Here is a 22823-nt window from a genome sequence, read left to right as displayed (position 1 = left end):
TCGATGGAAGCGAAGCAACCGCGCCGCCCGAACTACACGCAAGATGTGACCAACAAGGTCATCGCCTTGATGGAAGGCGAGGGCCTGAAACCATGGGATGTGAGCTGGGATAAAGGGCTGACCAAGGCCTTTAATCCCTATACCCGCGAGAAGGGCAGGCAGGGCCGTGAGTATCGCGGTGCAAACGCCTTGAACTTGCTCATGGCCCAGCTCGAACGCGACTCTGCCGACCCACGTTGGCTGACCTTCAATCAGGCCAAAGACGCCGGGTTCTCGATCCGCAAAGGCGCCCGTGCGGAGTCGGTCATGTACTGGCAGTTTCCCAACCAAAAAGACAAGGAGGTCGAGTGGAACTCCGGTGCCAACCGGCCTTCTGGAAGCGGTGTATTCCAGCTCAAGGACGGCAAGTACGCGGCCTTTGGTGCCCAGGGCTGGATGAAGGAGGCAGACACCTTCGATGAAGCCCGTGACATGACGATCAAGGGAAGCCGGTTCAGGAATGCAGAGCGCTTCCAGTGGGCGGCTGTCGATGAGGTAGAGGCCACAGCCAATAACGGGCGCCCGAAGCCGATCTTCGCTCTGGTCTTCAACGGCGCCGACATTGTGGGCATGCCGCCCATGAAGGAGCGCCGCGTGTTCGATGCCAACGAGCGTGCCGAGCGGCTGATCCAGGCAACGGGTGCGGTGATCGAGCATCGTGAGCTGGCCCGCGTGGGCAAGGGCTTCACGGTCAACAGCGCCTACTACGATTCCGCGGTGGATCGGATCACGGTGCCGCCGCGTGGGCACTTCAAGTCCGAGGGCGACTACTACCGCACGGTGATCCACGAGATCGCGCACTGGACGGGCCACGAGTCCCGACTGAACCGGGGTCTGGATGAGGCCAAGCGCGGGACGCCGGAATACGCCTGGGAGGAACTGCGGGCAGAGATGGCGTCAGCCATGATCTGCTCGGCCCTGGGCGTTGATGGTGGCCTGGAGGATCATGCGGCCTACCTTGACGAGTACGTCAAGCTGCTGAAAGAGGATCGCTCCGCGATCTTCAAGGCAGCGCGAGACGCCGAGAAAATCTACAACGCCGTGTTCGACTTCGACCCCGAGCTGCGGGCCGAGGTTGAGGGCCATCTGGCCGACAACGCGATCAGCACCGCTGACCCCAATGCGAAGCGGCAGCAGGTCGTTGATTTCAAGAAGATCATCAAGGCCGACCTCCCGAACTTCGCACCGATCAAACCCGCAGCGGCGCCGGTGGCTGCTCCTGTGCCGCAGTCGCCCGTGGTGTCGCAGCCGGAGGCCTCGCCACCGGCCACGGCGCCCATGCCAGTGGCCGAGGTGGATATTGAAATCGACTTTAGCGGCCTGCGCCTGAATGGCGAGGCCGAAACGCGCGTGGTCGCGGGCGGTGCCCTGGAGTCGGATGACGAAATCGGCTTGGATGGCTTCGATATGGATGCTGCGCTGGACGGTGAGTTCAGCGACATTGAGGTGGGCGGGCCAGCGCCGTGAGCGCGGCCCAGCAGGAGTGAAAGATGGCTTCAATCAAGGAAACAAAGGCCACGATCAAGGCGCTCCCCGGCATGACCGGGATGCGTGCCGAGGATGGCGAATGGCGCGTCACCGTCAACCTGTACCGGCTTTCCGACCGATACCCCGACAAGGACGTGAACTGGTGTGAGGAAAAGCAGGAGGCCCTGGCCTACTACACCAGCGATGCTGATGACGCGATCAGGACGGCCCGCGATATGTCCATCCGATGGATGGACGAAGGAGTCGCGCTTGGCATGTCCGCACGGGAACGCGAGGGCCATGTGCAGGATGCACTCAGGGCCGGGGCATCGGTGCCGCTCAAAGATGGCCGCTGGCTCGCTCTCGGCGTTGCGCCTGATGGGGGTAAGTGCGTAGAGATCAAGGACGCCGCTGGCAGCGCGATGGTCGAGCGCAGTGCCAGCTTCATTGTGGAGAGCGCTGCGGCCCGAGCTGCGACCCGGCTCCATGGGGAGCGCATCGACTTCGAGAAGCAGGAACGGCTCTGGAAGGTGATGCCGCGACAGCAGGCCATGGCGGCTGCGGATGAGGCTTTCCAGCGTGAGCTGGAGCGGGTCTATGGCAAGAACGCGGGCGATGCTCGCTACCAGCAGCGCCATGACGATCCTGGCGTCGAACGGGCGCGCAGCGCCTATCAAAAGGCCTCCGAGGAATGGAATGCCGCAGCGAGTGCGGCTCGCAATCAAGAAACGCAGCAATTCATTGCTGACATGAAAGCTCAAAAGATGGACAAGGAAACCCCTGCGCGTGAGCGCGTGTACGACATTCATAACGCTGAGGCGGCTGAAACAATGTTCCGCCGCCTTCAGCATCAGGGACTCTCACCTCAGTGGGACACGGGGGTGCGTGACGGTATTCATATGCACGGGGTCACGCTCCCACAGGCCGAGGTGTCGAAGTTGAGGGAGTTGCAGACGAGCAACCCGGCGACGTGGGGCAACCACCCGGACGTGCAAAAGATGCTCGATGAGAGCAAGAAGGACATGGAGGCGTCGGCGGCACGCCGGAATGAGCGCCTGGATGCACTGACGCCGGAGCAGCGTGAATTCATCGAAGTCCTGCACTACCAGTCCAAGGGGACGCTGCATGTTGATGCAGCGCTTGATGTGAACGACCGACTGCATGAGCTGTCCGTGCAGCATCATCGCCTTGCTCAAATCAGCCTGAGCGAAAGCGGCTTGAGCAAGATGCAGGAGCGTGTGCAGGGTGACGTAGAGACAAAGATCATCTTGCTGTCGCACGAGATTCCCGGCGTGCTGGAGCCGAAGTTCATGTACGACCCGCGTGGCACGACGGTGGGCCTGATGTTCGAGTCGGGAGCGCACGACAGCCTCAACGGCAGCTACAAGGTGCCGTTGAACCCGGCGCGCGTGAAGGAGCTGGCCAACGAGAATTTTCAAGCTGCTGTCGAGGCTCTGGAGCGAGCAGATCAGGAGCGAGGGCCTGTGCGGTACATGGAACTGCTGATCGAAAACACCACCAATGCAGCCTTCGCGGACACTGGCCGCGAACAGGAGGTGGCCCGCATCATCGAAGAAGCGGCGGACAAGCTCGATGACTGGTGGGGTCAAGACGATGGCGAGCGCCACCGGCTGCGCGATCTCAACGGCAACACCGTTGGGCATCTGGTGCTCACGAGCGAGGAACCTCCACGCAGGCCTACCGTTGAGGGCGAGGTGAAGCTGTCCTTCTGGTGCGAGCTGGACAACGATGCCTATGGTGATGACCCCGCGCATGAAGCTGCGCAGCATCTGCGCGAGGGGGCACACCAGATCACGAAGGGCAACACGGATTTCCCGATCTACGACACCAACGGGAACCATGTTGGCGACGGGACGATCCGCGAGCTGCCCTCTCTGGAGAAAGAGGGCGTGATCGACATGAGTGCGGCCCTTGGCGACGTGTATCTCGCCGAGGACGGTTATTCCGGCATCGCCGATGGCGAGTACCGCTATGTCGTGCCGACCAACGGCTTTGAGCCGGGATACCACCAGGGCGAGGGTGATGCGTGGCTGGTCAACGCCAAGGGCGAGAAGGCTCCTGGCTACGAGGAACCGCAGACCGTGCGCGAGACGGATTTCCGTGAACTGAAATCGGATGAGCGTGCGGCCCTGCGAGATGTGGTCGAGGGCCGCGTGACGTTCGAGGACTTCGAGCGCCGCTTTGAAGACGCCGATCCAGCTCCGTGAAGGCGAACAGATGAACGAATTACGGGAGCAGTGGTTTGTCCTCGACGGCTTGGTGTTCACGCCCGGAACGGGTGATCGGTGGAACTGCATCGCGGAAGATGGAGTGGCGGTTTCGGTTAGACCTGTAGCTGGCGGCGCCGCGTGGGATTGGAGCGCAGAGTTTGATTCATGGTTTGGAGTCGGGACAGGGCAAGCTGAAACAAGAGACGATGCTATACGCGCTGCGGTGCAATGTCTTGTTGATGGCGGGTATGGGTTGGCCGGACTCCCTCGCACGGATAACGAGGCTGCGTATGGGCTCGCGCAGCGCATTCGGGCCGAGCTTGATGGAAACCCCGGTCAGCCCTTCCACCTGTCCGATCCAACCATCGACGCGACATTTCGGTGCTGGACAGCCAGTGCAGCGATGGCCCAGGCCGATGAGCGCGGCGCCACCCGCTTTGCCTACAGGGAAGGGGACGGCTACAAGCAAGTGGACAAGGTGGACGGCCAGTGGTGGGTGCGCGGAGAAACAACCCCGCCGTGGGATGCTGGCAAAGAACCAGGCCCTTCCGATAAGACGATTTCGAGCCTACAGGAAGAAATGGATCGTGACTCCTTGAAAGGCATCCAAGCGCGTGCAGAGCAGCGCTGGTTTGCGGGGCGCGTGGGCGCTGTTGATGCCGACCTTGATGTGAAGATGGCGCGGGCTGACGCCAACGCCTTTCTGCGCATAGAGAACCTTGACACCCGCGAAGAAGCCGCCATTGACATTGCCGACAATGCGCGGCAGTACCCAGCCTACAAGCAAAGCCTGGACGAATGGGGCCGGATCAAGCTGCCGCATGGGCCGCTGGCCGAGGTGATCTACGGCCTCGATGCGGAGAACAACAAGAAGATCGCAGCCAAGGAGGTGCGCAAGGCGGCGGACTTCGCTGCGATGAAGCAGGACATGCGCGAGCGGGCCGCAGCATGGTCGCCTCAGCAGGCCGAGGCGCACGCCCGCTCTGACGTGGACGCATTCCGCGCCGAGGCCGAAAAGACCGAGCGGTATTACAAGGCCAGTGACATGGCGTTGAACGCCGCTGCGAATCCACATTACATGAAGGCGCTGGGCGCGGTTGCGCCTGAAATTGTCCAGGAGGTCGCCATGGAAAAAACCAAGTCGCTTGCCAGTGATCTGAGCAAGATCGCCATGGGCGAGATGTACTCAGACCGCGTTTTGCGGGAGAGCGTAGAGCGCCTGGAAGCATTGCGGGATCAGCCCGAGCATGCCAATCCTGAGATCACGAAAGACCGGATCAATCAGGCCCTGGTGCATTGCAAGCTGGCCTTGCATGGAGTGCGCGATACGCATCACCGGCTGCAAGATGCGTCGTGGCTGATTGCTGTGGCCGATGGCCTGGAGGCTGAGCATGGCAAATCGGTGCCTGCGAATGAAGACCCGCGTTGGAAGGCGCAGATGGAAGACCTGAAAAACGTGACGGCTTCGATCAATGCCGCTATGGCGCCAGAAGCCATCAAGGCCGAGTTTGACCCGGCCAAACTCCGAGAGTACGCCGAGGACGTGGGCATGGAGTTTTCGGGCAAGGTCGAGCAATTCGATGATGGCTCCATGGGCGCGAGCTTCACACGAGACGCCCAGGACGGCATGAAGTACCACGTTGCGTTGATGGTGCCTGCGGGGGGCGCCCAGGTAACAGCACATGCTGCGCTATGCAAGGGCGAGCAAGTGCTGGCCGAAAGCGCTCCCATGCCCCGCCAGTCGGCGCTGGGTGCGCTCGATGCGGCAGTGGCATCACTGGACGATCTCAAGGTGGGGCCAGCGGCCCAGGCGACGACGCAGGCCGAGGCGCGAGCGCTGGCCGAGCGTGTGGCGGGTGAGATGGGCGCAACGCTGGACGACTGGGTGCAAAGCCAAGCCAAAGAGTGGGTTCGTACCGTCATGACAACCGAGGATGGCAAGGCCATTCGCTTGGGTGCGTCCACGGGGGGCGTGGTGAGCATCGAGGGCGACCCATTCACCCCTGGCGCGGATCGCGCGCTCAATGTCACGCATGAGGCCGTTTCGCTGTCCATGCAAGCCGCCGTGGCCCGTGCCTTGACCCCTCATAGCCCGATCAAGACCGACCGCGTTTTCGTGGATGCTCCTGGCGAGCTGGGCGCAGCCTGGAGGAATCTGTGCGAGGAAGAAAACCGGCTTGCGGGCTACCTGACCGTATTGGAAGATGGTACGGCGGTCGTGCTTGGCGACGAGGCTTGGTATCTGGAAAAGGGCGATGACGGCAAGCTCATCTTGATGCATGGCGAAGTGGGCGACGGCAAGATCAAGAACCCTGATTCTCGCTTTGATTTCGGCCTGGACTGGGTGGACGTGGAGCTGGACGAGGTGCGCAACTACACCCAGCGCGTCAGCAGCGTTGCAGACGATTTCCTGATTGACCAAGCGCTTTGGAAGACCATGAAGGTCGAGGCCGAGGCCTCGCCCAGCATGGGCATGTGAGCTGCTTGCATTGGCTTATTAGTGTGTAATAATAAGCCGTCAAACAGACGGAGTACGGACGTGCAGCAAGCGGCTTTGAATGTGAAGGACGGTCTTCAACTCGATGCAGAAAAGATCGCGGAGCGAATTGGGGTGAGCCTGGGCGAGTGGCCTGGAAACTGCTACGCGATAGCGTGCAAGATGGTCAAGAGCAAGGTGGTCAAGGGCCGTCCTGCCTACGGAAACTACCACGGCCCCATTGATCCAGAGAGCATTTTTGCTCGCAAGGTCATCGTTCGCCACGGCTGGATCGAACGGCCTGACGGGATGATCGTTGATCCAACCCGTTGGGTGTTCGAGTGCGTGAAGCCCTATATCTACGTGGGCCTGCCAACAATGGAGTACGACGAAGGCGCGAACTTTCTCCGTGCCCGCTACGCACGGCCCGCGCCACTGTTCGATCCCAACAAGCAGGTTGTGGCAATCCCTAATGGTGAAGCCAGGGAATTGATGTGCGGGTTGCTTGGCATGTCCGAAGTGCGCTCTGAGATCAACACAGAGCAGGCATTTTGGCTTGGGAACATGACGCTCCAGGCCCTCGGCGGCCATGCCAAGCTGGTGTACCAGACCTTGATGGAGATGGGCCTGAAAGTCTTTGTGCCCGTCGATAACTACGAGCGCGCGATGAGCCGCTGAACCGGAGGACAATCATGAGCAATACCTACAATGTTTCCGTGACCTATGAGGTCATTACGGACGAGTCCGCAGAGTGTGGCGATGTGGCCGAGCGCGGCTACGAGCGCGAGCGCGAGGATTTTGACGAGGACGAGCTGCAACGGCTCGTGCGGGACTATGGGTTTTCCCAGCCTTCTTCGACTCGCCTGGATGATCGGATGTGGTTCTCGACCGAGAGCCCGCGCGAAGACCGCGCCTACTTCGAGGATGGTGAGCGCCGGTTTTTCTCCTTGCACTTGCACTCGGTCAACGGCGAGGAGCCGACGCTGGAGGACTATGCCGACATTGCGCGAATGGCCCGCATCAAAATGCCCGAGCTGGACACGGTGGGCACCCGGATTCAGCCGGAAGATGATGAGCCATCGGTCAGCCCTGGCATGTAGCGCATTTCCCGTGGCGCAGGCCATGCCAATGGCACGCGCAGGAGTGCTCTAGGGCCTGTTAACACAAACCGCGAAGACCATCAGCCACCAGCACGAAGCTGAGAAAGCCAAGGAACATCGCATCGAGCTTCTCGAACCGCGAGAAGATTCGACGGTAGCCCTTCAACCGCCGAAACAGCCTCTCGACTTCGTTGCGGCGCTTGTACATCGCCCGGTCGTATTCCCAAGGCTCGATCCGGGTCCTCAGCGGGGGCACGACCGGGATAAATCCCAGATCAAGGGCCAGCTGGCGCGTCTCGTTGCCTTCGTAGGCGCGGTCCATGAGCAAGTGAATTGGGCGGCTCGCAGGCCCCAGGCTTTGCAGCAGGCGTCTGCCCTCGGGTGCATCGTGGGCCTGTCCAGGCGACAGGCAGAACGTCACGGCCGTTCGAGCATCCGCGGCAACCATATGAATCTTGGTGTTCCATCCGCCTCGGGACTTGCCGATGGCCTGAGGACCGTTTTTTTTAGAGCGCCGGTTCCATCGGGGTGCACCTTGATGCTCGTGGAGTCCAGCGACACCGCCTCGATCTTCACGCGCACCAGCTGCTCGCGCTGCAGCTCCTCGAACATCTTGTCCAGCACACCCGCCTTGGTCCAGCGACGCATGCGCGTGTAGATCGTGTGCCAATTGCCGAATCGCTTGGGTAGACCGCGCCATTTGCAGCCGTGTTCGGCAACATACAACATGGCGTTGACCACTTGCAGGTTGCTCAGGCTGACGTTGCCGCGCTGCACGGGCAAGCAGTGTTCGATGCGTTTGAATTGCTCGGGTGTGATCTCCATGCCTGCAGTTTCACATCCGATGACCTTCATTGCAATTAGTGTTAACACGCCCTAGGCCGCACGGCCTTACACCGCCAACCTTCGGTTGAAGCGGCGCTTTTTTTGGGGGGAGGATTGGGAATGGCTCGCAGAAGAAGAAAAGACAGCGGCATCAGCGTGTTCGTGGAGCTGCTGGCGATGCTGCCGTGGTGGCTGTGTCTGGTATTGGGTGTGGTTTCGTATTTCGTTTTTGACCACCTTGCGGCACCGCTGCAACCGACTGCACTTCCACCGGGAAGCGATCCGCTCAAGGCGCTTCCTACGGTCATGGTTGGCAGCGTGATGATGGGCTTTGCCGTGGTCTTGAAGCTCCTTGCTCCGTCAGTTTGCGTCATCGCGGCCATGGCCTCCTTCTTCGCTCGATCCAAGCGCAAAAAGCTGCTGGCCCAGGCTCAGGAAATGGGCGCCGTGTCATCCGTGAGCGATATGACGTGGCGCGAGTTCGAGATGCTGATCGGGGAGGCTTACCGCAGGCAGGGGTACACCGTGTACGAGACTTCACCGGGGCCGGATGGCGGTGTTGATCTGGCGATGACAAAAGGCGGGGAAAAGTACATCGTGCAATGCAAGCACTGGCGCGCTTACAAGGTCGGCGTGCCTGTCGTGCGCGAGCTGTATGGGGCGATGGCCGCACGAGGCGCGGCAGGAGCTATGGTGGTCACATCGGGCGCATTCACGCCAGAGGCCAAGAGTTTTGCTCAAGGCCGAAACATCAGCCTGATTGATGGGAAGGCGCTGGACAAGCTGATCCAGTCGGCCCGGACTGAGCTGCCATCCCAAGGGCAGCGAAAGGCCGCTACACCCACTGGCGAGTCACGATCCGAGATTGCACCAGCATGCCCGCAATGCAGTGCAGCGATGGTCAAGCGTGAAGCCAAGCGCGGCGCCAATGCGGGGCAGCAGTTTTGGGGATGCACCAACTATCCAGGCTGTAGAGGGACGGCGCCAATAGGCAAATGATGGCCTTGCACATGGCCTTATTAGTGTGTAATAATAAGCCATACACCATACGGAGGCTCCCCATGTCTAATTCACAAGTGGCATTCACCCAAGGACACCCCCCTCTGGAAACCTCGGTCGCATGGCTTTTGATGCGTTCCGATGATGGCGAGGGAGGCGTGTCTGACAAAACCGTTTTGGCCCTTCGTGAAGGCGATGATTGGCACGAGGCGGGCGATTGGAAAGCCGAGTCCACGTTGGACTCCGTTCACGCTGACGGGTGTTGGATCGTAGGCTGGTTGCCCTATGTCGTACCCAAGCCTGTTCTGGCAGTGCTGAAAAATGTTGAATTGCCCAATCAGCAGACGACATGGGAAGCGCTCAGCTCGAACGTCGAAGAATTTGCGGATTGGAAAAAACGAACGGGCGACAAATACGCCAGTGAGGATGCGGAGCTGCTGGCCTACTTGTCAGACCAACTGAAAACGGAGGGCGCCGAGCCTGGGTGCGGGAATTTCAACCATCCAGTATTGGGCCTGCTTAGCTACATGAGCGAGAGCAACAACCGCATGCGTGAGTTGCTGTTCGCCTATCTCGCCCTCTCCGTGGCGAATAACGATGAGCCCGCCAGGAAGCTCGTGGCTGGGCAGCGGCTCACCACCGGCCTCCATCCCGACTACGTGGCCGAGACTCGCTGCTACGGGGTCAAGGGCTCCCTTTAACTTCGCAGGAAAGAGATGCTTGTGGCGCGCATGAAACGGGTCATTCAGATTGATGGTGCGATGTTGAGCGTGCCCCAGTACGTGAATAGAACCGTATCGGGCTGGCAAGCGCGCGTGCGGGGTTTGCCATCGCAGCACTTTGCGGATTTGCACCACGGCGGGCCGAGCGGCGCGCTCGATGCCGCAGCCCGTGCTGCTCGCGTGTTGGTGAAGGCCCGTGGTCATGAAAGGAATGCAGATGCTGATTGAAAACAATCTGGCCGCGCTGTGGCGGCAACTCGACAAGGCCGAGCAGAAGCTGGCCGAGAAGAACAAGGAGCTTCGCAGCGCGGAGCGCAAGGCGAATCGCGCCAGTGCGGTGGTGAGCAATCTGCGCGAGGAAATCTCCATGGAGCAGCTACGCTTGTGGGGGGGTAATCCCAATCTGGTTGAGCTGATGGCCTCTGGTGGCACCATGGTGTTCTACCGTGCGTTGGAGGCTATTGCCGAATCATGGGGGTTTGGCATAGGCGGCATGTGGGCAGACACCAAGCAAACCGTGTTGCGCTTCGGCCTGAACCGGAGCGAGATCGGGGGAGTCGAACGGGTGGCGGACGGCATTCGTTATTTCGCACCGGCCATGAAAACCATCAAGGGTGGCTGGGTGAGATTTGGTGTTAGCACTCCCAACGATCCAGACTGTGCCTGGAGCTTGCGGTACTCCAAGGTGCGCGGCAATGCTCAGGTGGTGCGCGAGGTGTATTGCCACGAGGACAAGGTGCTGGACTTCAACACGCTGGATGAGGCTTTGCGATACGTTGAGGCCAATCTGTGGGTCGAGGACATTATCGACGCGGAGCCCGCTGCGGCGCTGGAGCACGCTGCATGAGGAAGTCGCAACTGGACGCCGCCTGGGGCAAGGTCTTTGAGGCTCCAGGCGTCATCAACGGGAGCGCCAGGGTGCGCTTTATGGGCGTCTGGCCCAGCGGCAATGTGGCGGTGAAGCGTGGGGGCGATCCTGACAGCTTCGGCCCGCTGACCGTCTCGCCGGAGAAGGCCAAGCCGCTGATGCAGGCCATCGAGAGCCGATACCCGGCAAGGGCATGAAAGGGCCGTGAGATGCAAAAACCCATTGAGGAAACCATCGTGGAAATGACGCGCGAGCTGGCCGAGCTGCGCGGCCAGAGTGACCCCGAGATCGACACGCGCCGCGATGAGCTATACGCCCGCATGCCCCTGATCGGCGCAACAGCAGCGTTCTATGGTGGCTATGACGCCATGAAGAAACTGCACGATGCGGCGGAACGGCTGGTGGGCAACAGCAACAAGGCCGGGTACTACATCAGCCTTGCTTGGGACATGATCGGCGAATGGGCGGATTGATGAGCAGCGCAGACGACGAGCTGGTCTGGTCGATCCCGAGCGGGAGCGTCCTGATGTGCGCACAAGACTTGGTGATGGAAGGCACCGGCGAGGTCGCCTACACGGCGGGCCGAAGCTACAGGGTCGAGTCGATGCACCCAATTGCCGATCCCCCTTTCGTGAAGACGCTGGATAACCAGGGCCAGTCGCACGCTCTCAGGGCGGGTGATCTGAGGGATTATTTTGGAAAGTGAACATGGCGAGTAGTTATCTGGATTTCATCGCATTGCCAAGCATTCAAAGCGTGAGCGTGAAAGAGCCAACACTGAGAATGTGGCACCACATTTTCATGTGGGTGGAAAAGTATGGCTATGCTGATATAGCAGATAGCCCGGAATTTATTGGCTATGTTCAGGGGTGGCGGAAAGTCAGTTCTGCAACTATCGGTTCGCACCTTGCAAAAATGGCGGCAGCAGGCCTGTTGAAGCGGCATGTCCTAAGACGCAAACTGTCAGCCGGGGCGAAGGATGAATTGTTGAATCCTATTCTCGGTATGTTTACTGGTACGAGTTTGCCTACCACGTTGGTTCGCTATACCCTGCCTAATGTGGCTTGCCCTCTTGAGCTTAAAGCTGCTGTGCGCAAAGCCGAGAAAATTGACCAATTTTGGTCAGCAGCGGCAGAAAGCACGCAAACCTGATTTGGGGAGTTCTATGTCAGTAGCTCGAATTTATCCGTTCGCAGAGAATGTCGAAGTCGATGAAAGCTGCTTGTCTGACTGGCAGAGCGGCCAGGACAAGCCGAGTGAGGATGGTCACTACCTCCGCGAATTCGTGGAGGGCGAAGGCATTTCAGAATTCAGGGATGGGCAGTGGCTTTTCGACGGATTTTTCCCCTCGGACATTCAGGATGCGCCGTGGCGCGGACTTCGCCAGCCGCTCGACCTCGCCCAAATGCCGCCGACTCTGGAGGACTACGCCGACATTGCCCGGATGGCGCGCATCAGCATGCCGGATTTGGACAAGGTGGGCACCAGAATCCAGCCCGAGGACGACGAGCCCTCGGCAGGCCCTGGCATCTAAGGAAGCCAGTGCCGAGTATGAAAGCAGTCATCATCTCGATTTTCGCTTTATCTATCGTCTCGACGATACTGCGAGCGGTTGTGCTCAGCCGTCACGCTCATAGGCTATTGGCGCACGACATCTGGAAATACGACGTAGGCGCACGCCTTGCGTGGGTTGCTATCGGCCTTTTTGTATTAGTGGTTGCGATCCATTGGGGAGCATCGTGCGCGGAGTGGGTGGGGATCGCCTGTTCATGGGCGATTGCATTTGCCGCTGTCCAATGGTTGCCGCCTTACATGGCACGGCTGTTCTGACAAGTAAAAGGCCACCACGGGCCGATTCTATGTGGGCGCGCGCACGGCGGCGGCGGCGATAGCGTGCGCGAAGGACAACTTGGTGATGGAGGGCACTGTATTACATGACCGACTGGGATGACCGTTCTCCCAAAAGCTAACCCCCATGGTTTTGTGCCAGAGGTGCAAAACCGTGGGGGCGGCAAGCGAAGCGCGGCAGTGTGCGAGGGTGGCGGGGCGTTCTATTTGACCATCACCGGGTTGGAAGGTAATTCTTCCCCTTGAGCCTGCGCACGCGCCCTGGAGCGGCTTTCAGGGCAGGCTTGCGCTTCGCGGCGACGGGAGCTGGCCGCGCATCCTTCTTCACCAGCTCGCTGAGCTTGGCATTCCTCGACTCCAGATCGCTACAGCGCTTCTGCCAGCGGAAGACTTCAAGGGTCTGATCCGCGATCTCGCTGCGTAGCTGCGTCTCCAGCTTCGCCATCTTCTGCTCGCTTTCTCGGTAGGCCTGCTGGCGGGCCAGCTCGACTTGCTGGCGGGCCTGCTCGATCTGCATGAGCGAGCGGCGGCGCTCGTCTTCCAGGCGGGCGGTCAGCGTGCGCAACTCGGCGGTGTTGGCCTCGACTGCCTTGGTCATGTCGTCGCGCTGCTGGGTGAGGTCGGCGATGTGCTTTTCGGCCATGCGCTCGGCCTGCTCACGCGCGGCGCGCTCGGTGTTGGCGCGCTCGCGTTCCTGCTCCACGGTGGCTTGCAGACCCGCTACCTTTTCGGTGGCAACGGCGAGGTTGGAACCCATGGTGTCGCGCTCTTGCAGCGCATCGGCAACGATGCGCTCGGCCTCTGCCTGCTGAGCCTCGAAGTCCTGCCGCTGCTGGTCGAAAGCGGCAGTGGCCTCGTCCAATGCCGCTTGCCAGAGCAACTGCATGGGCTGGGCCAGCTTGCCAGGAATCCCTTCTGGCAGGCCGTCCATGCGCTGGAGCAGTTCGGCGTGCTCCGAACGGTAGTCCTTGACGCCTCGGTTTATGTCGCCAGAGCTGCCCTTGCCGATGTGCTCCCGCAGCACCATCCAAGACGGGATCGGCTCGCCGAGCTTCGTGAGCACGTCGCACAGGATTTTGGTGCGTGTGTAGGCTGAGCCAGCTTCGTACTGAGGGTGCTGGGAGCACAGCGCGCGGAGCTGTTCGGTTTTTGTGGTCATGAAGGTTCTCCCGGTAGGGCGGTGATGAACGCCAGCTTCGCAAGCCGGGGAAGCTGCTTGATGTGCCATTCGGCCTTGGACGCGGAAGCTCTGTCCGGGTACGGACGGGCGCCCACGAGATGCCTGGGTGGATTGGCCCGCGTGTACTTGGCACCGCGCCCACAGGCATGGGCCGCGAGCCTTGCGGGCAGGTCGTTCGTGATGCCTGCGTAGTAAGCGCCGTTGGCGCATTCCAGCAGGTACAGAACCCATTCCTTCGCGTGTTCAATCGGTGTTGACATGGGACTATGTAGGGTTGAATCGGTGCCGCCAAGGCGCTGCGTTGGAGCGTAGCGGAGATGTATGGATGCTATGCGCCTTTTTCTCTCTTGTCAATCCATATACGAACGTATTTCATCCAAAAATGAACGAAAGTGCTTGACGAAGTGCCGATAACTGCTATTATCGGAACTACAGCAGGGCAGAGCGGGGCTCCGAATCGGCGATGCTGTAGATTGTTGGGAATCGTTTTAAATCAAGGAGTTGTCATGCCAGAAAGCACCCAGCAGGCGGTCGCCGCCGCCGATGAAGTGGAGGCAAAGGCCGATGCTGAGTCCCGCGCCAGGGCCGAGGCGGATGCCGCATTCGAGGAAGAACAGCGAAAGTCCGTCCGTGAGGTCGGCACCATCGAGCTGACGCCGACCTGGGGCGAGATCGGCCTGCTGTTCTGGCGACTTGCCCTGTCGGGCGAGGACGCGGCCATCCGGGAGATGCGCGGCGAGTTCGCCAAGGCCTTCGCTGGCATGGAGGTGCTGTCGAAAATCATGAGTACGCTGACGCCTGAGCAGCGTGCGGTATTCGATGCGGTGTGGAAGGTCGAGCAGGCGAAAGTGCTGCGGTAAGGAGAGCACCATGAGCCTGACCCTTGAGAAATTCCCTCTCCTGCGTGCTGCCGCGCGGAGCCCTTCGCGCTTCGAGGTCGCCGTTGAGCGGGTGCTTGCCGGGATCGAGGCGGGGTCTATCCGCAACGTGGACTATCAGGATGTGAAATACGAGGTGGGACAGGCTGCTGCGGATGCCTGGAACAACCATGTTGCAAGTCCCTTTTTCCACGGCGGGAAATGGGAGAAGTTGCCGCTCGACGTGAACGAGCTGTACGACAGCATCATGATCCTGAGCCTTCATGATGTGATCGCCACGGCCAAGAAGGTCGCCAGAAGCAAGGCCCAAGGGCCTGTCGTTGATGCGATGCGGGCCGTCTGCGCCGAGGCGCTGCCGCTGGCCGAGGCTGTGGCATCCCTCAAGGGCAAGGTGGTCAAGGGCCGTGCGCCGAGCGCAGGCCCGTCGAAGCCGGTGAACCCGAACAAGGTGGTTAAGACGTGCCCGGTGTGCTTCCGGGCTATCGCCGTGGTTGGCGGGACGATGGCGCACCACGGCTACACGCGCCCTGAGATGGGCTGGCAGACTGCAAGCTGCCAGGGGATTCGCTTCAAGCCGCTGGAGGTATCCAGCGAGGGGTTGCAGTGGCTGATCGCCGCGCTGCGCGAACGCCTGGGGATGCGCGAGCAGGCATACGCCAAGCGGGCGACGCACCCCGAGTTCTTGATGAGTCGGCAGGGACGCAACGGCGCTGCCGTGAAAGTCATGCGGGACGATCCCTTGTGGCCGCAGCTCTTTGCCCGCCATGTGGCCGAGCTGAGGTCGGAGATCGCCGCCATCGAGCACGATTTACCGAGGCTGGACAAGATGCTGGCCGACTGGAAGCCGGAGGCCGAGCGATGACCTCCCCTGCCCTTGATGACCTGTCGGTTTGCGGTAGAGGGTCGGATGACTGTCTTGACCACTACACGGTGTCGAGCTGGCTGACGCGCGGGCGGTGCGCGGAGGTGGCGGTGTCGCGCAGCGATCCGACGCGCTTTCACATCAGGCCTTTCCTGATTCCCAGCTACATGCAGGGGATCACGGACGGCCTGATCCGTGAGGCTGTACTGGCTTTTCGGGCGAAGGGCGATAAGCCCTGTCAGTCTGTTTAGAAATCGAAGCGATGCGTTTTTGCGATTCGTCGTAAAAATGCGTTGATAGCACGAAAAGAACGTGAAAGACGTATATGGTGGTATGCTGCCGAGGTCAAGATGAACCTGCCACAAATACATGAACCAGCGGTACATGAACCAGCCACTTTGCCCGCCTCGAATGATGGCGGGCTGTCGGTGCTGGGGGTGGGAAACGATGCAGACGCCGTGGCGATGTGGTTGCGCGCGCGTGGCGCGCGCTCGGAGAACACGGCCAGGACGTATGCGCGGTGCAGCGACAGGCTGCTCCAGTGGTGTCAGGAGCGCGAGATGACCCTGGCGGAAATGAGCGTCGCCGATGCTCAGGCTCACCTCGACACGCTGCGCAATCCCGACAGCCGGTGGCTGATCCCGAGAGATGAGAAGGGGAAGCTGCTCGCGCCGCTCTACAAGAGCCAGACGCTCAAGCAGCCGATGACGGACAAGGGGGTGGCTTTTGCCCGCACGGTGCTGGGGCAGCTATTCCATTACCTGCTGACCGCAGGCTACGTGCGGCGCAATGTTTTCTTCCTCACTGAGATACCTCCGACTATCGAGGATGATCTTGCAGACAAGGTGCTGTCCCAGCCTGCGCGCAAGTATCTATGGGACTGGCTGAGTGCCCAGCAGGCAGACGAGCAACAGAAAAAGCCGCTTGAGGCTGCTCGTGATCGTTGGATTTGTGCCCTACTCTACTATACAGGTATCCGAACCCAAGAGGCCATTGCTGGAAGCATGGCCGATTTCGTGCGGGACTCCGAGGGGTGGCAGCTCCGGGTGACTGGCAAGGGCTCCAAGGTTCGTCGCGTGACCGTGACCGAGGCCCTGGCGCGGGAGCTGCTGCGCTTCCGGGAGGCTATGGGCGTGCGTGGGTGGCCCCCGCCGACCGACACGATGCCTTTGATCCCTCATACCCGCAACACCAAAGGGCCACGCCTGCCGGTGTCGGATCGCATGCTGCGAAAGATCGTGTCCGCCTTGTGCAAGGCCGCTGCCAGGGACTGCGACGATCTGCACATCGCCGCCGAGCTGGAGCGCACGAGCCCGCACTGGTTCCGGCACACCTCAGCCACGCACCGCCAGGAGGCGGGTGCGCGGCTGGAGACGACCCAGCAGGAGCTTGGCCACGTCAACCCCAAGACCACTCTGCGCTACGCCAAGATCGCGGCGCGCGCGCGGCGTGAGGATGCGGAGCGCTTCGCATCAGCAGCCGCGACATACCGACAGGAGAAAGATGAATGACTCGAAGGATCAACAGGCGCCCCGCCGCTGCACGCACGCGCGTGAGGCAGCCCGTAGCAGGCTATGGGGTGCCCTCGGCCCGAGGGCCGATCAGCCCGAGGGCCGTGATGCTGCTGCTGCTCTGCGGCGGGCCGGTGCTGCTGATCTGCATCTCGTTCTTCTTCGGCGTGGGCCTCCAGGCCCTGGGCCTCGTGGGCGCGGCCAAGCACAGCAGCGTCTTGGGCAGCATGGGCGGGATTGCCTTGACCGTGCTGGTGGCGGCTTTTTTCTGTGTCCCAGGCTATCTGGTGGCCGTTATCTGGTTTGGCATCAAGTCGAAGATGTTCCCCGACGATATTGAATTGCTCAAAAAGAAAACCATGCGGATACCGCTGGTCGCCCTGATTATGTTTTGGGTTCCTGCGGTATTGGTTCCGAATATCAGCATTGGCGTCCGTGCCCAGGTGGCAATTCTGACGGTGGTAGTGATGCTCATATTTGGCTACATCTGGATAGCGCTCGTTCGCATTGCTATCGGATTATTCATGAAGATTGGTGTCATTCAACATTCCTACTAGGAGGATTTCAGATGAAGTATCGGCTCATTGCGCTTGCGGCCATTGCGGTTGCTGGGCATCAGAATCTGATGGCCGGGTATCGTGTCATCGACGGTAAGCCCGAGATGCCCTACACGGCGCCGGTGGCGCCTGCGGCAGTGGCGCCTGCTGTCACCTACCAGCAAGACCAGTCCGACCGCATCCGCGCGCTGGAGGCCGAGAATGCACAACTGCGGGAGCGGTTGCGTGAAGCCGAGTGGCAGCTCGGCAAGCGCCGCTCGTTGTCCAGCGAAGGGGTCGAGACGACTTCGCTCGGTTTCGAGCTGGGCAGCACCAAGCTGAACCAGCCCACATCCAAGAAGGCCGAAATTTTGGCGCGGGCGCGCACGGCCTCTGCCATCGAGATCGTCGGGTACACCGACAACACCGGCAGCGATGCCATCAACAAGCGCATTGCGCTGGCCCGCGCCCAGCTCGTGAAGGACATGCTGGTGCGCAGCGGCATTTCGCCCGCCATCATCAAAGTGCGGGAACAGGCGGGCGTGTACTACGCGACGAACGACACCGCAGAGGGTCGCGCTGCGAACCGCCGCGCCATCGTCACGTTCAAGTAAGCGAGCAAGGGAGCGGAGATGAAGATCAAGCGGTTGGTGATCCTGGCAGGTGTTCTGGCGTCCTTTGGCGCCTCGGCGCAGATGCCCGTCCCGTTGCTGGACAGTGCCGACGCGGGCGGGAAGGCGGCTGTCCAGGCTCAAGCGGGCAAGCAGCTCGAAGCGCTGTTGCAGTGCAAGGCTGGTATGACCTTCACGGCCCAGGCCGTGGAGGCTCAGTTCCAGGCTCTGGGTCTGGTCAAGAGCGTGGACGGCTTTTTCCTGCCGCTACTCAAAGGCGTGCAGCCGTCGCTGTTCGGCGATCAAGTCCTGGCCGCGCTGGTCAGCGATGCGGACGGGGAAAAAAAGGCGGTTGTTTACCTGAAAACACAGACAGGCAAGCAATTGGCGAAGAAACTGGGCGTCACGAAGATTGACGAACAGGCGGATACCGATGAGCCGTCCTATTTCAAGCAGACCAGCAAGAAAACCACGCTGCTGGTCGGCTCGGCTTCTGAGGTATTCCTAGCTAATACCAGCATCAAATATCAATCGGCTGTTACCTGCCAGTTGATTAAGTGATTTGACTATGCCAGAAAATAGTAGGCTTCAAGATGCTCTGAAAATACTGGGCTATGAAAATGCCAGGGAGCCGCATCATCGAAGCAATCTGGTGCTCTCAATTCAGTTGTTTGCCGGTATTCAACAAGACGACGCGCTGGAAACTGAGTGCGAGATGGAAATCAAGAGAATTCGCGCAGAAATCGCGGAGCGTAACTCGAAGATAACGGTTTGAAATCTTTCTAATGGAGGTAATGATGGCGAAAATTTTGAAAGCGGCTGCTGTTGTGGCGTCATTCTCGGTGCTCGCGGGCTGCGCGGGCTATGACCAGTGGGCCGAGAGCACGAACCGCAAGATGAATTCCGGCTGGACGGAGATGCTGTACGGCAAGCAGACCGTGGACGCCTCGGCGCTGCCCAAGGGCATGACGGTCAACCTCTCCTACGGCAAGGGCGAGGGCAGCGGCATCCCCGGCCCCGCCGCGTCGAAGTTCTACGACAAGCTGATCGGCGATGTGACCTATACCAAGAGCTGCAAGAACATGCTGACCTTCAACGTGGCCATGTTCAACGATGCTGGCGGCGCGATCCGCACCGAGCCTGTCGTGATCGGGCCGTACACAGCGGGCACGAAGGCGCTCATCAGCAAGGACGTGATCGCCGACCCGCAGATGCAGAAGTCCAATCAGGTCACAAAGCTGGTGCTCTCCAGCGCCAAGTGCATCTGATGGCCGATTCCATGCAGGCCGTGGCGATCCGGTCTGTGATCGCTTCCCTGACGGATGCCGCCATGTGCGGCGACTGGCAGGGAAGCGACGCGGCCTCGGTTTTGCGGGTGATGGGCCGCAACCCGCTGCAAGCGCGGGATGTGCCCGTGGCAATGGAGATGATCGCCCTGCTCCAGCATTTCGCTACCCGACTCGACGTGCGCGACGTGCCTGGGCTGGGCGAGGAAGGCAAGGAAGATGTGGAGCTGGCCCCAGGCATCGTGTGGGGAGGCTCCAAGCTGCTTGTGCTGCTGGATGTTCCTGCGGGCGCTTTCGAGGACATGGCGCACTGGGTGGCCGACAGCCTACCAAGCGCCAAGATCAAGGCGATGCCCGGTGTGCTCGCCCTGCCCTTCACCATCGAGAGCACGGGCGAGGGCGATGAGGCCCAGGCCGTGCTCTTTCCCGACTGGGTGGCCGTGTTCTATCCACACGGGCGCCAAGAGCATGCGTTCCCGATCCTCGCCTTGCGCTCCGTGCTGTCGAACGAAGCGTTTGGTGGCGACTGGGTGGATGCCGCCGTAGGGCGCATGGGCTTCTACGGCCTACCCCGGAAGCTCGCTGAGCATTTTGTGGCACGGGGCATGGAACCTTTGTAGGGTGCGTGCGGTTATTAGTGTGTAATAATTGAGGGCGCCATTTGATGGCTCAAGACTACTCATATTCGAGGTGGATTGTGAAAAGTGCTGTTGCGCGCTCCCCGATCACGCTGCCCGCTACGTCACGGCTTTGCTACCTCGGCGGCATGGCCGCGCTCAACCTGCCATCGCCGACAGGTACTGGCGACTGGCACACGGAACAGACCTTCTTTCGGCAGCGGGAGAAGCGCTCTCGCTCGTTTATTTCGGGTGTGGGGTGTCCAACGGACACGACCCCGATGCTTGGTGACACTGGGGTCTATGACTGCACGGCCACGCTCGATGAACTTGGCATCCCCCATGAGAGCGCCGTCGCCTTCGCCGCAAGTCACGCGCGTGCGTGTGCCGATCTCGTGCTTGCGTCAGTGATGCGCGGCGTCTCGCCTGATTTTGTGGCCTTAGATGACTGGATGCCGCGCGACAGCGACAAGCAGCAGGTATTCGATCTGCTGGAGATGGCTCTCGGCCACCTCACCGCAGAGCAAAAAGACAAGGTGCTCGGATGGTGGAAAAAATACCAGCAATCGGAGAATTGAAATGGCTCAAATTGATATTGGCGAATTTCTGAAACTTGTCGATAAAAGGAAGTCCGAATTAGACGGTTATCGGCCATTGCCACAATCTGTGGTTGCTTCGCTTCGGAATAAATTGGCATTGGATTGGATATATAACTCAAATGCCATTGAAGGCAATACGCTGTCCCTGCGAGAAACAAAAGCAGTTCTTGAAGATGGGATCACCATCGGAAAAAAAACAATGCGCGAGCATTTCGAGGCCATCAACCATAGGGATGCGATTTTATTTGTTGAAAAGCTGGTTTCTGGCGATGAGGCAATAAACTCATGGAATATAAGAAATATTCATGCGTTGGTTCTAAAGAACATTGACGATGCCAATGCCGGAAGATTTCGCGGGTGGAATGTCCTAATAACTGGCGCGAGCCACATTCCACCAAGTCACTTGCATCTAAATGAAGAAATGCGAGGATTGGAAAATTGGTATGCCACTGACGCTCAAACCTTGCATCCGATTGATCGGGCCGCACAACTGCATACAAGGTTTGTTGGAATACATCCGTTTGATGATGGCAACGGTCGAACGTCTCGACTGTTATTGAACATGGAGCTAATGAAAAATGGATACCCTATTGCCATTATCAGAAAGGAGGATCGAGCTGCTTATTATGACGCTCTGGATAAGTCTTGCGCACAAAATGATTTCATGGATTTCACGCGCATGGTGGCAGAAGCCGTTGCAAGAAGCCAAGACTTATATCTTGAGGTGATAACTGGCAAAAAACCAGCGCCTCTCAACCTTGAGCAACAACAACTCCCCTGTATTGCCGAAATCGGCAACAAGCACACTTACAAGCAAGTCATGACCCCGGCATCGCCCGTCTGGAGCGCGGAACAGGAGCACAGGGCCGCAGGCCTGGAAGGCATCAAGTCCACGGCGACCGGCGCGCTGCTGACCTTTGCGGAGATCGGTGCCGATGCGGTCAAGAAGGCAGGCAGCTCGGCCCAGGTGGACTGGCGACAGGTAGAGGATGCCGCGATTGCCAAGAGCCTCAAGGACGATCAGCAGCCCGCCGACGATGTGTACCGGGCCATCGTCAGTGCCAGCCCTGGCGCGCTGACGGATCAGCAGCAAGCGGCTTTGCGAGAGCGCATCGACAGCGCCGCGCGAGCCGCGCAGAGCATGGAGCACGTCGCCCAGCGCGCCTTGGAGACGCTGGTGGACGGCTACCTCTCCACGGGTCAAGTCCTGGCCCATGCCCATGATGCGCTGGCTGCTGGGCAATTCGTGGCTGGCCTGGATGGACTCGGCCAGCTCGACGCCTGGGAGGAAACGAGCGGGCTGTTGAAGCGGCAGTTCTACGTCGCAGGGCAAGAGGACGGCGAAGCAGCGGTTCTGCGCAACGCCTATTTCGGGCAGTTCGAGGGCCATGCGGGATACCAGCTCTTGATCTCCGATGAACAGGATCGAGAGATTGCGATGGTGCCGGTGGCTGTAGAGGGTCTTGATGTTGACCATGGCCCACAAGGAGGAATGCCATGACCACTGAAAGCAGCGATCAATCGACCTATCGGGTGTGGCCCGATGGAACGGTGCAGGCCACGGAGGATGGCGATCCGTACTCATGGATGAGCGACGATTTCATGCAAGTCCATGCCATGGATGAAGACGAAGCGCGTTCACTTGCCGGGGTCTAATTAGTGTGGAATAATTAGGACACAGCAACTGTCATGAGGTGCATGGTCATGCCGAGTCAAATGCAACGGATACAAATCGGGAAAGCCAACTACAGCGGCTCTGCCCTGGCGACGCGCAACGCCGCGCTGCGGCGTGCATCCTTGCTTGGCGCCGTCCTGATCGGCGCCAAGGGCGTAGGCCTGGAGCGGCTGCAAAACTCCGAGCGCCTACTGACGGTGCTGGACTACTGCCAGTCTGGCGTGTTGTCGGGTGCCCAGGTGGACGAGGGGCGGGAGCCCCATCTGCTCGTTCCCGACCTCTACAACCCCGGTGAGTTTCGAGTCGAGCCGATCTACGACTCGCGGGTGGACTGGCAAGAGAGAAGGACGGGCAAGTGCTGGATCGACGTGCATGCCGGTGAACTGCTGGTGGACGGCGGCACCGCCGTGTACTGGAGATGAGGGGACTGTCGGAATGAGTATGGAGTGGGTGCGCAAGAACTACAGAGTCCCAGCCAAGCGCGGCGGCAGGA

General features: G+C 60.2%; 32 protein-coding genes. 29 read left to right on the top strand and 3 right to left on the bottom strand.

Going from position 1 to position 22823, the window contains the following annotated elements:
* Positions 1 to 3: 3 nt before the first annotated feature.
* The 5 genes from AC07ZH_RS12460 to AC07ZH_RS12440 are packed head-to-tail and all read left to right on the top strand — an operon-like array spanning position 4 to position 7313.
* Positions 4 to 1506 (top strand): ArdC family protein, encoded by a 1503-nt coding sequence (locus tag AC07ZH_RS12460; RefSeq protein ID WP_495200011.1) that lies wholly within the window; start codon positions 4 to 6, stop codon positions 1504 to 1506.
* A 23-nt stretch (positions 1507 to 1529) separates the two neighbouring features.
* On the top strand, positions 1530 to 3734 hold the full coding sequence (locus AC07ZH_RS12455) for a hypothetical protein (protein WP_495200010.1): 2205 nt from the start codon (positions 1530 to 1532) through the stop codon (positions 3732 to 3734).
* A 10-nt stretch (positions 3735 to 3744) separates the two neighbouring features.
* A complete protein-coding gene (locus tag AC07ZH_RS12450) occupies positions 3745 to 6216 on the top strand; it encodes a hypothetical protein (protein WP_495200009.1) in 2472 nt (823 codons plus the stop codon).
* A 60-nt stretch (positions 6217 to 6276) separates the two neighbouring features.
* The gene (locus tag AC07ZH_RS12445; protein WP_495200008.1) at positions 6277 to 6891 is read left to right on the top strand and encodes a hypothetical protein; all 615 of its coding nucleotides are present in this window, start codon (positions 6277 to 6279) and stop codon (positions 6889 to 6891) included.
* A 14-nt stretch (positions 6892 to 6905) separates the two neighbouring features.
* Positions 6906 to 7313: a hypothetical protein gene (locus AC07ZH_RS12440; RefSeq protein ID WP_495200007.1), complete on the top strand. Its 408-nt coding sequence runs from the start codon at positions 6906 to 6908 to the stop codon at positions 7311 to 7313.
* A 58-nt stretch (positions 7314 to 7371) separates the two neighbouring features.
* On the opposite strand, the gene AC07ZH_RS12435 is transcribed toward AC07ZH_RS12440, so the two are convergent.
* A protein-coding gene (locus AC07ZH_RS12435; protein ID WP_495200006.1) for an IS5 family transposase occupies positions 7372 to 8138 on the bottom strand; the annotation gives its coding sequence in 2 pieces (ribosomal slippage) (positions 7372 to 7823 and positions 7823 to 8138; 768 coding nt in all).
* A gap of 120 nt (positions 8139 to 8258) precedes the next feature.
* Here AC07ZH_RS12435 and AC07ZH_RS12430 point away from each other — a divergent pair.
* The 10 genes from AC07ZH_RS12430 (at position 8259) to AC07ZH_RS12385 (ending at position 12557) form a co-directional block, all read left to right on the top strand.
* Entirely contained in the window at positions 8259 to 9137 is an 879-nt protein-coding gene (locus tag AC07ZH_RS12430) for a restriction endonuclease (RefSeq protein ID WP_495200005.1), read from the top strand.
* A gap of 62 nt (positions 9138 to 9199) precedes the next feature.
* Entirely contained in the window at positions 9200 to 9838 is a 639-nt protein-coding gene (locus tag AC07ZH_RS12425) for a hypothetical protein (protein ID WP_495200004.1), read from the top strand.
* A 15-nt stretch (positions 9839 to 9853) separates the two neighbouring features.
* Positions 9854 to 10087 (top strand): hypothetical protein, encoded by a 234-nt coding sequence (locus AC07ZH_RS12420; RefSeq protein ID WP_495200003.1) that lies wholly within the window; start codon positions 9854 to 9856, stop codon positions 10085 to 10087.
* Positions 10077 to 10706, top strand: coding sequence for a hypothetical protein (locus AC07ZH_RS12415; protein ID WP_495200002.1), 630 nt, complete (start codon positions 10077 to 10079; stop codon positions 10704 to 10706). The genes AC07ZH_RS12420 and AC07ZH_RS12415 overlap by 11 nt, the downstream gene beginning before the upstream one ends.
* Positions 10703 to 10924: a hypothetical protein gene (locus AC07ZH_RS12410; protein ID WP_495200001.1), complete on the top strand. Its 222-nt coding sequence runs from the start codon at positions 10703 to 10705 to the stop codon at positions 10922 to 10924. The genes AC07ZH_RS12415 and AC07ZH_RS12410 overlap by 4 nt, the downstream gene beginning before the upstream one ends.
* Positions 10925 to 10936: 12 nt before the next feature.
* Positions 10937 to 11200 carry a hypothetical protein gene (locus tag AC07ZH_RS12405; protein WP_495200000.1) on the top strand — a complete coding sequence of 88 codons (264 nt, stop codon included), beginning with the start codon at positions 10937 to 10939 and terminating at the stop codon, positions 11198 to 11200.
* Positions 11200 to 11433 carry a hypothetical protein gene (locus AC07ZH_RS12400; protein WP_495199999.1) on the top strand — a complete coding sequence of 78 codons (234 nt, stop codon included), beginning with the start codon at positions 11200 to 11202 and terminating at the stop codon, positions 11431 to 11433. The genes AC07ZH_RS12405 and AC07ZH_RS12400 overlap by 1 nt, the downstream gene beginning before the upstream one ends.
* 2 nt (positions 11434 to 11435) lie before the next feature.
* Positions 11436 to 11879 (top strand): hypothetical protein, encoded by a 444-nt coding sequence (locus AC07ZH_RS12395; RefSeq protein WP_495199998.1) that lies wholly within the window; start codon positions 11436 to 11438, stop codon positions 11877 to 11879.
* 13 nt (positions 11880 to 11892) lie between these two features.
* Positions 11893 to 12261: a hypothetical protein gene (locus AC07ZH_RS12390; RefSeq protein ID WP_495199997.1), complete on the top strand. Its 369-nt coding sequence runs from the start codon at positions 11893 to 11895 to the stop codon at positions 12259 to 12261.
* A gap of 17 nt (positions 12262 to 12278) precedes the next feature.
* A complete protein-coding gene (locus tag AC07ZH_RS12385; RefSeq protein WP_495199996.1) occupies positions 12279 to 12557 on the top strand; it encodes a hypothetical protein in 279 nt (92 codons plus the stop codon).
* A 232-nt stretch (positions 12558 to 12789) separates the two neighbouring features.
* On the opposite strand, the gene AC07ZH_RS12380 is transcribed toward AC07ZH_RS12385, so the two are convergent.
* The gene (locus tag AC07ZH_RS12380) at positions 12790 to 13734 is read right to left on the bottom strand and encodes a DNA-binding protein (protein ID WP_495199995.1); all 945 of its coding nucleotides are present in this window, start codon (positions 13732 to 13734) and stop codon (positions 12790 to 12792) included.
* Positions 13731 to 14015, bottom strand: a complete 285-nt coding sequence (locus tag AC07ZH_RS12375) for a GIY-YIG nuclease family protein (protein ID WP_495199994.1) — start codon at positions 14013 to 14015, stop codon at positions 13731 to 13733. Before AC07ZH_RS12375 ends, AC07ZH_RS12380 begins: the two co-directional genes overlap by 4 nt.
* A 246-nt stretch (positions 14016 to 14261) precedes the next feature.
* On the opposite strand from AC07ZH_RS12375, the gene AC07ZH_RS12370 reads away from it, so the two are divergent.
* From AC07ZH_RS12370 to AC07ZH_RS12305, 14 genes are all read left to right on the top strand, one after another.
* Positions 14262 to 14615 carry a hypothetical protein gene (locus AC07ZH_RS12370; RefSeq protein WP_495199993.1) on the top strand — a complete coding sequence of 118 codons (354 nt, stop codon included), beginning with the start codon at positions 14262 to 14264 and terminating at the stop codon, positions 14613 to 14615.
* Positions 14616 to 14625: 10 nt separating this feature from the next.
* Positions 14626 to 15495 (top strand): hypothetical protein, encoded by an 870-nt coding sequence (locus AC07ZH_RS12365; protein ID WP_495199992.1) that lies wholly within the window; start codon positions 14626 to 14628, stop codon positions 15493 to 15495.
* A complete protein-coding gene (locus AC07ZH_RS12360; RefSeq protein ID WP_495199991.1) occupies positions 15492 to 15746 on the top strand; it encodes a hypothetical protein in 255 nt (84 codons plus the stop codon). Before AC07ZH_RS12365 ends, AC07ZH_RS12360 begins: the two co-directional genes overlap by 4 nt.
* Positions 15747 to 15845: 99 nt before the next feature.
* Positions 15846 to 17006 carry a tyrosine-type recombinase/integrase gene (locus tag AC07ZH_RS12355; RefSeq protein WP_495199990.1) on the top strand — a complete coding sequence of 387 codons (1161 nt, stop codon included), beginning with the start codon at positions 15846 to 15848 and terminating at the stop codon, positions 17004 to 17006.
* Positions 17007 to 17113: 107 nt separating this feature from the next.
* Positions 17114 to 17563, top strand: coding sequence for a hypothetical protein (locus AC07ZH_RS12350; protein ID WP_495199989.1), 450 nt, complete (start codon positions 17114 to 17116; stop codon positions 17561 to 17563).
* A gap of 11 nt (positions 17564 to 17574) precedes the next feature.
* A complete protein-coding gene (locus AC07ZH_RS12345) occupies positions 17575 to 18156 on the top strand; it encodes an OmpA family protein (protein ID WP_495199988.1) in 582 nt (193 codons plus the stop codon).
* 18 nt (positions 18157 to 18174) lie between these two features.
* Positions 18175 to 18714, top strand: coding sequence for a hypothetical protein (locus AC07ZH_RS12340; protein ID WP_495199987.1), 540 nt, complete (start codon positions 18175 to 18177; stop codon positions 18712 to 18714).
* A gap of 7 nt (positions 18715 to 18721) precedes the next feature.
* Positions 18722 to 18928 carry a hypothetical protein gene (locus AC07ZH_RS12335; RefSeq protein ID WP_495199986.1) on the top strand — a complete coding sequence of 69 codons (207 nt, stop codon included), beginning with the start codon at positions 18722 to 18724 and terminating at the stop codon, positions 18926 to 18928.
* 22 nt (positions 18929 to 18950) lie between these two features.
* Complete coding sequence (locus AC07ZH_RS12330; RefSeq protein ID WP_495199985.1) at positions 18951 to 19421, top strand: hypothetical protein; 471 nt, start codon at positions 18951 to 18953, stop codon at positions 19419 to 19421.
* Positions 19421 to 20059, top strand: a complete 639-nt coding sequence (locus tag AC07ZH_RS12325; protein WP_495199984.1) for a hypothetical protein — start codon at positions 19421 to 19423, stop codon at positions 20057 to 20059. Before AC07ZH_RS12330 ends, AC07ZH_RS12325 begins: the two co-directional genes overlap by 1 nt.
* 146 nt (positions 20060 to 20205) lie before the next feature.
* Complete coding sequence (locus AC07ZH_RS12320; RefSeq protein ID WP_495199983.1) at positions 20206 to 20634, top strand: hypothetical protein; 429 nt, start codon at positions 20206 to 20208, stop codon at positions 20632 to 20634.
* Between the two features lies 1 nt (position 20635).
* A complete protein-coding gene (locus AC07ZH_RS12315) occupies positions 20636 to 22156 on the top strand; it encodes a Fic family protein (protein WP_495199982.1) in 1521 nt (506 codons plus the stop codon).
* On the top strand, positions 22153 to 22311 hold the full coding sequence (locus tag AC07ZH_RS12310; RefSeq protein ID WP_495199981.1) for a hypothetical protein: 159 nt from the start codon (positions 22153 to 22155) through the stop codon (positions 22309 to 22311). Before AC07ZH_RS12315 ends, AC07ZH_RS12310 begins: the two co-directional genes overlap by 4 nt.
* 60 nt (positions 22312 to 22371) lie before the next feature.
* On the top strand, positions 22372 to 22752 hold the full coding sequence (locus tag AC07ZH_RS12305; protein ID WP_495199980.1) for a hypothetical protein: 381 nt from the start codon (positions 22372 to 22374) through the stop codon (positions 22750 to 22752).
* The last annotated feature ends 71 nt before the right edge of the window (positions 22753 to 22823 follow it).

It is taken from the genome of Simplicispira sp. GW247-4R2A (genome assembly GCF_059424465.1).
The sequence above is the reverse complement of the archived record's forward strand: the minus strand, read 5'-3'. Positions and strand labels throughout refer to the sequence as shown.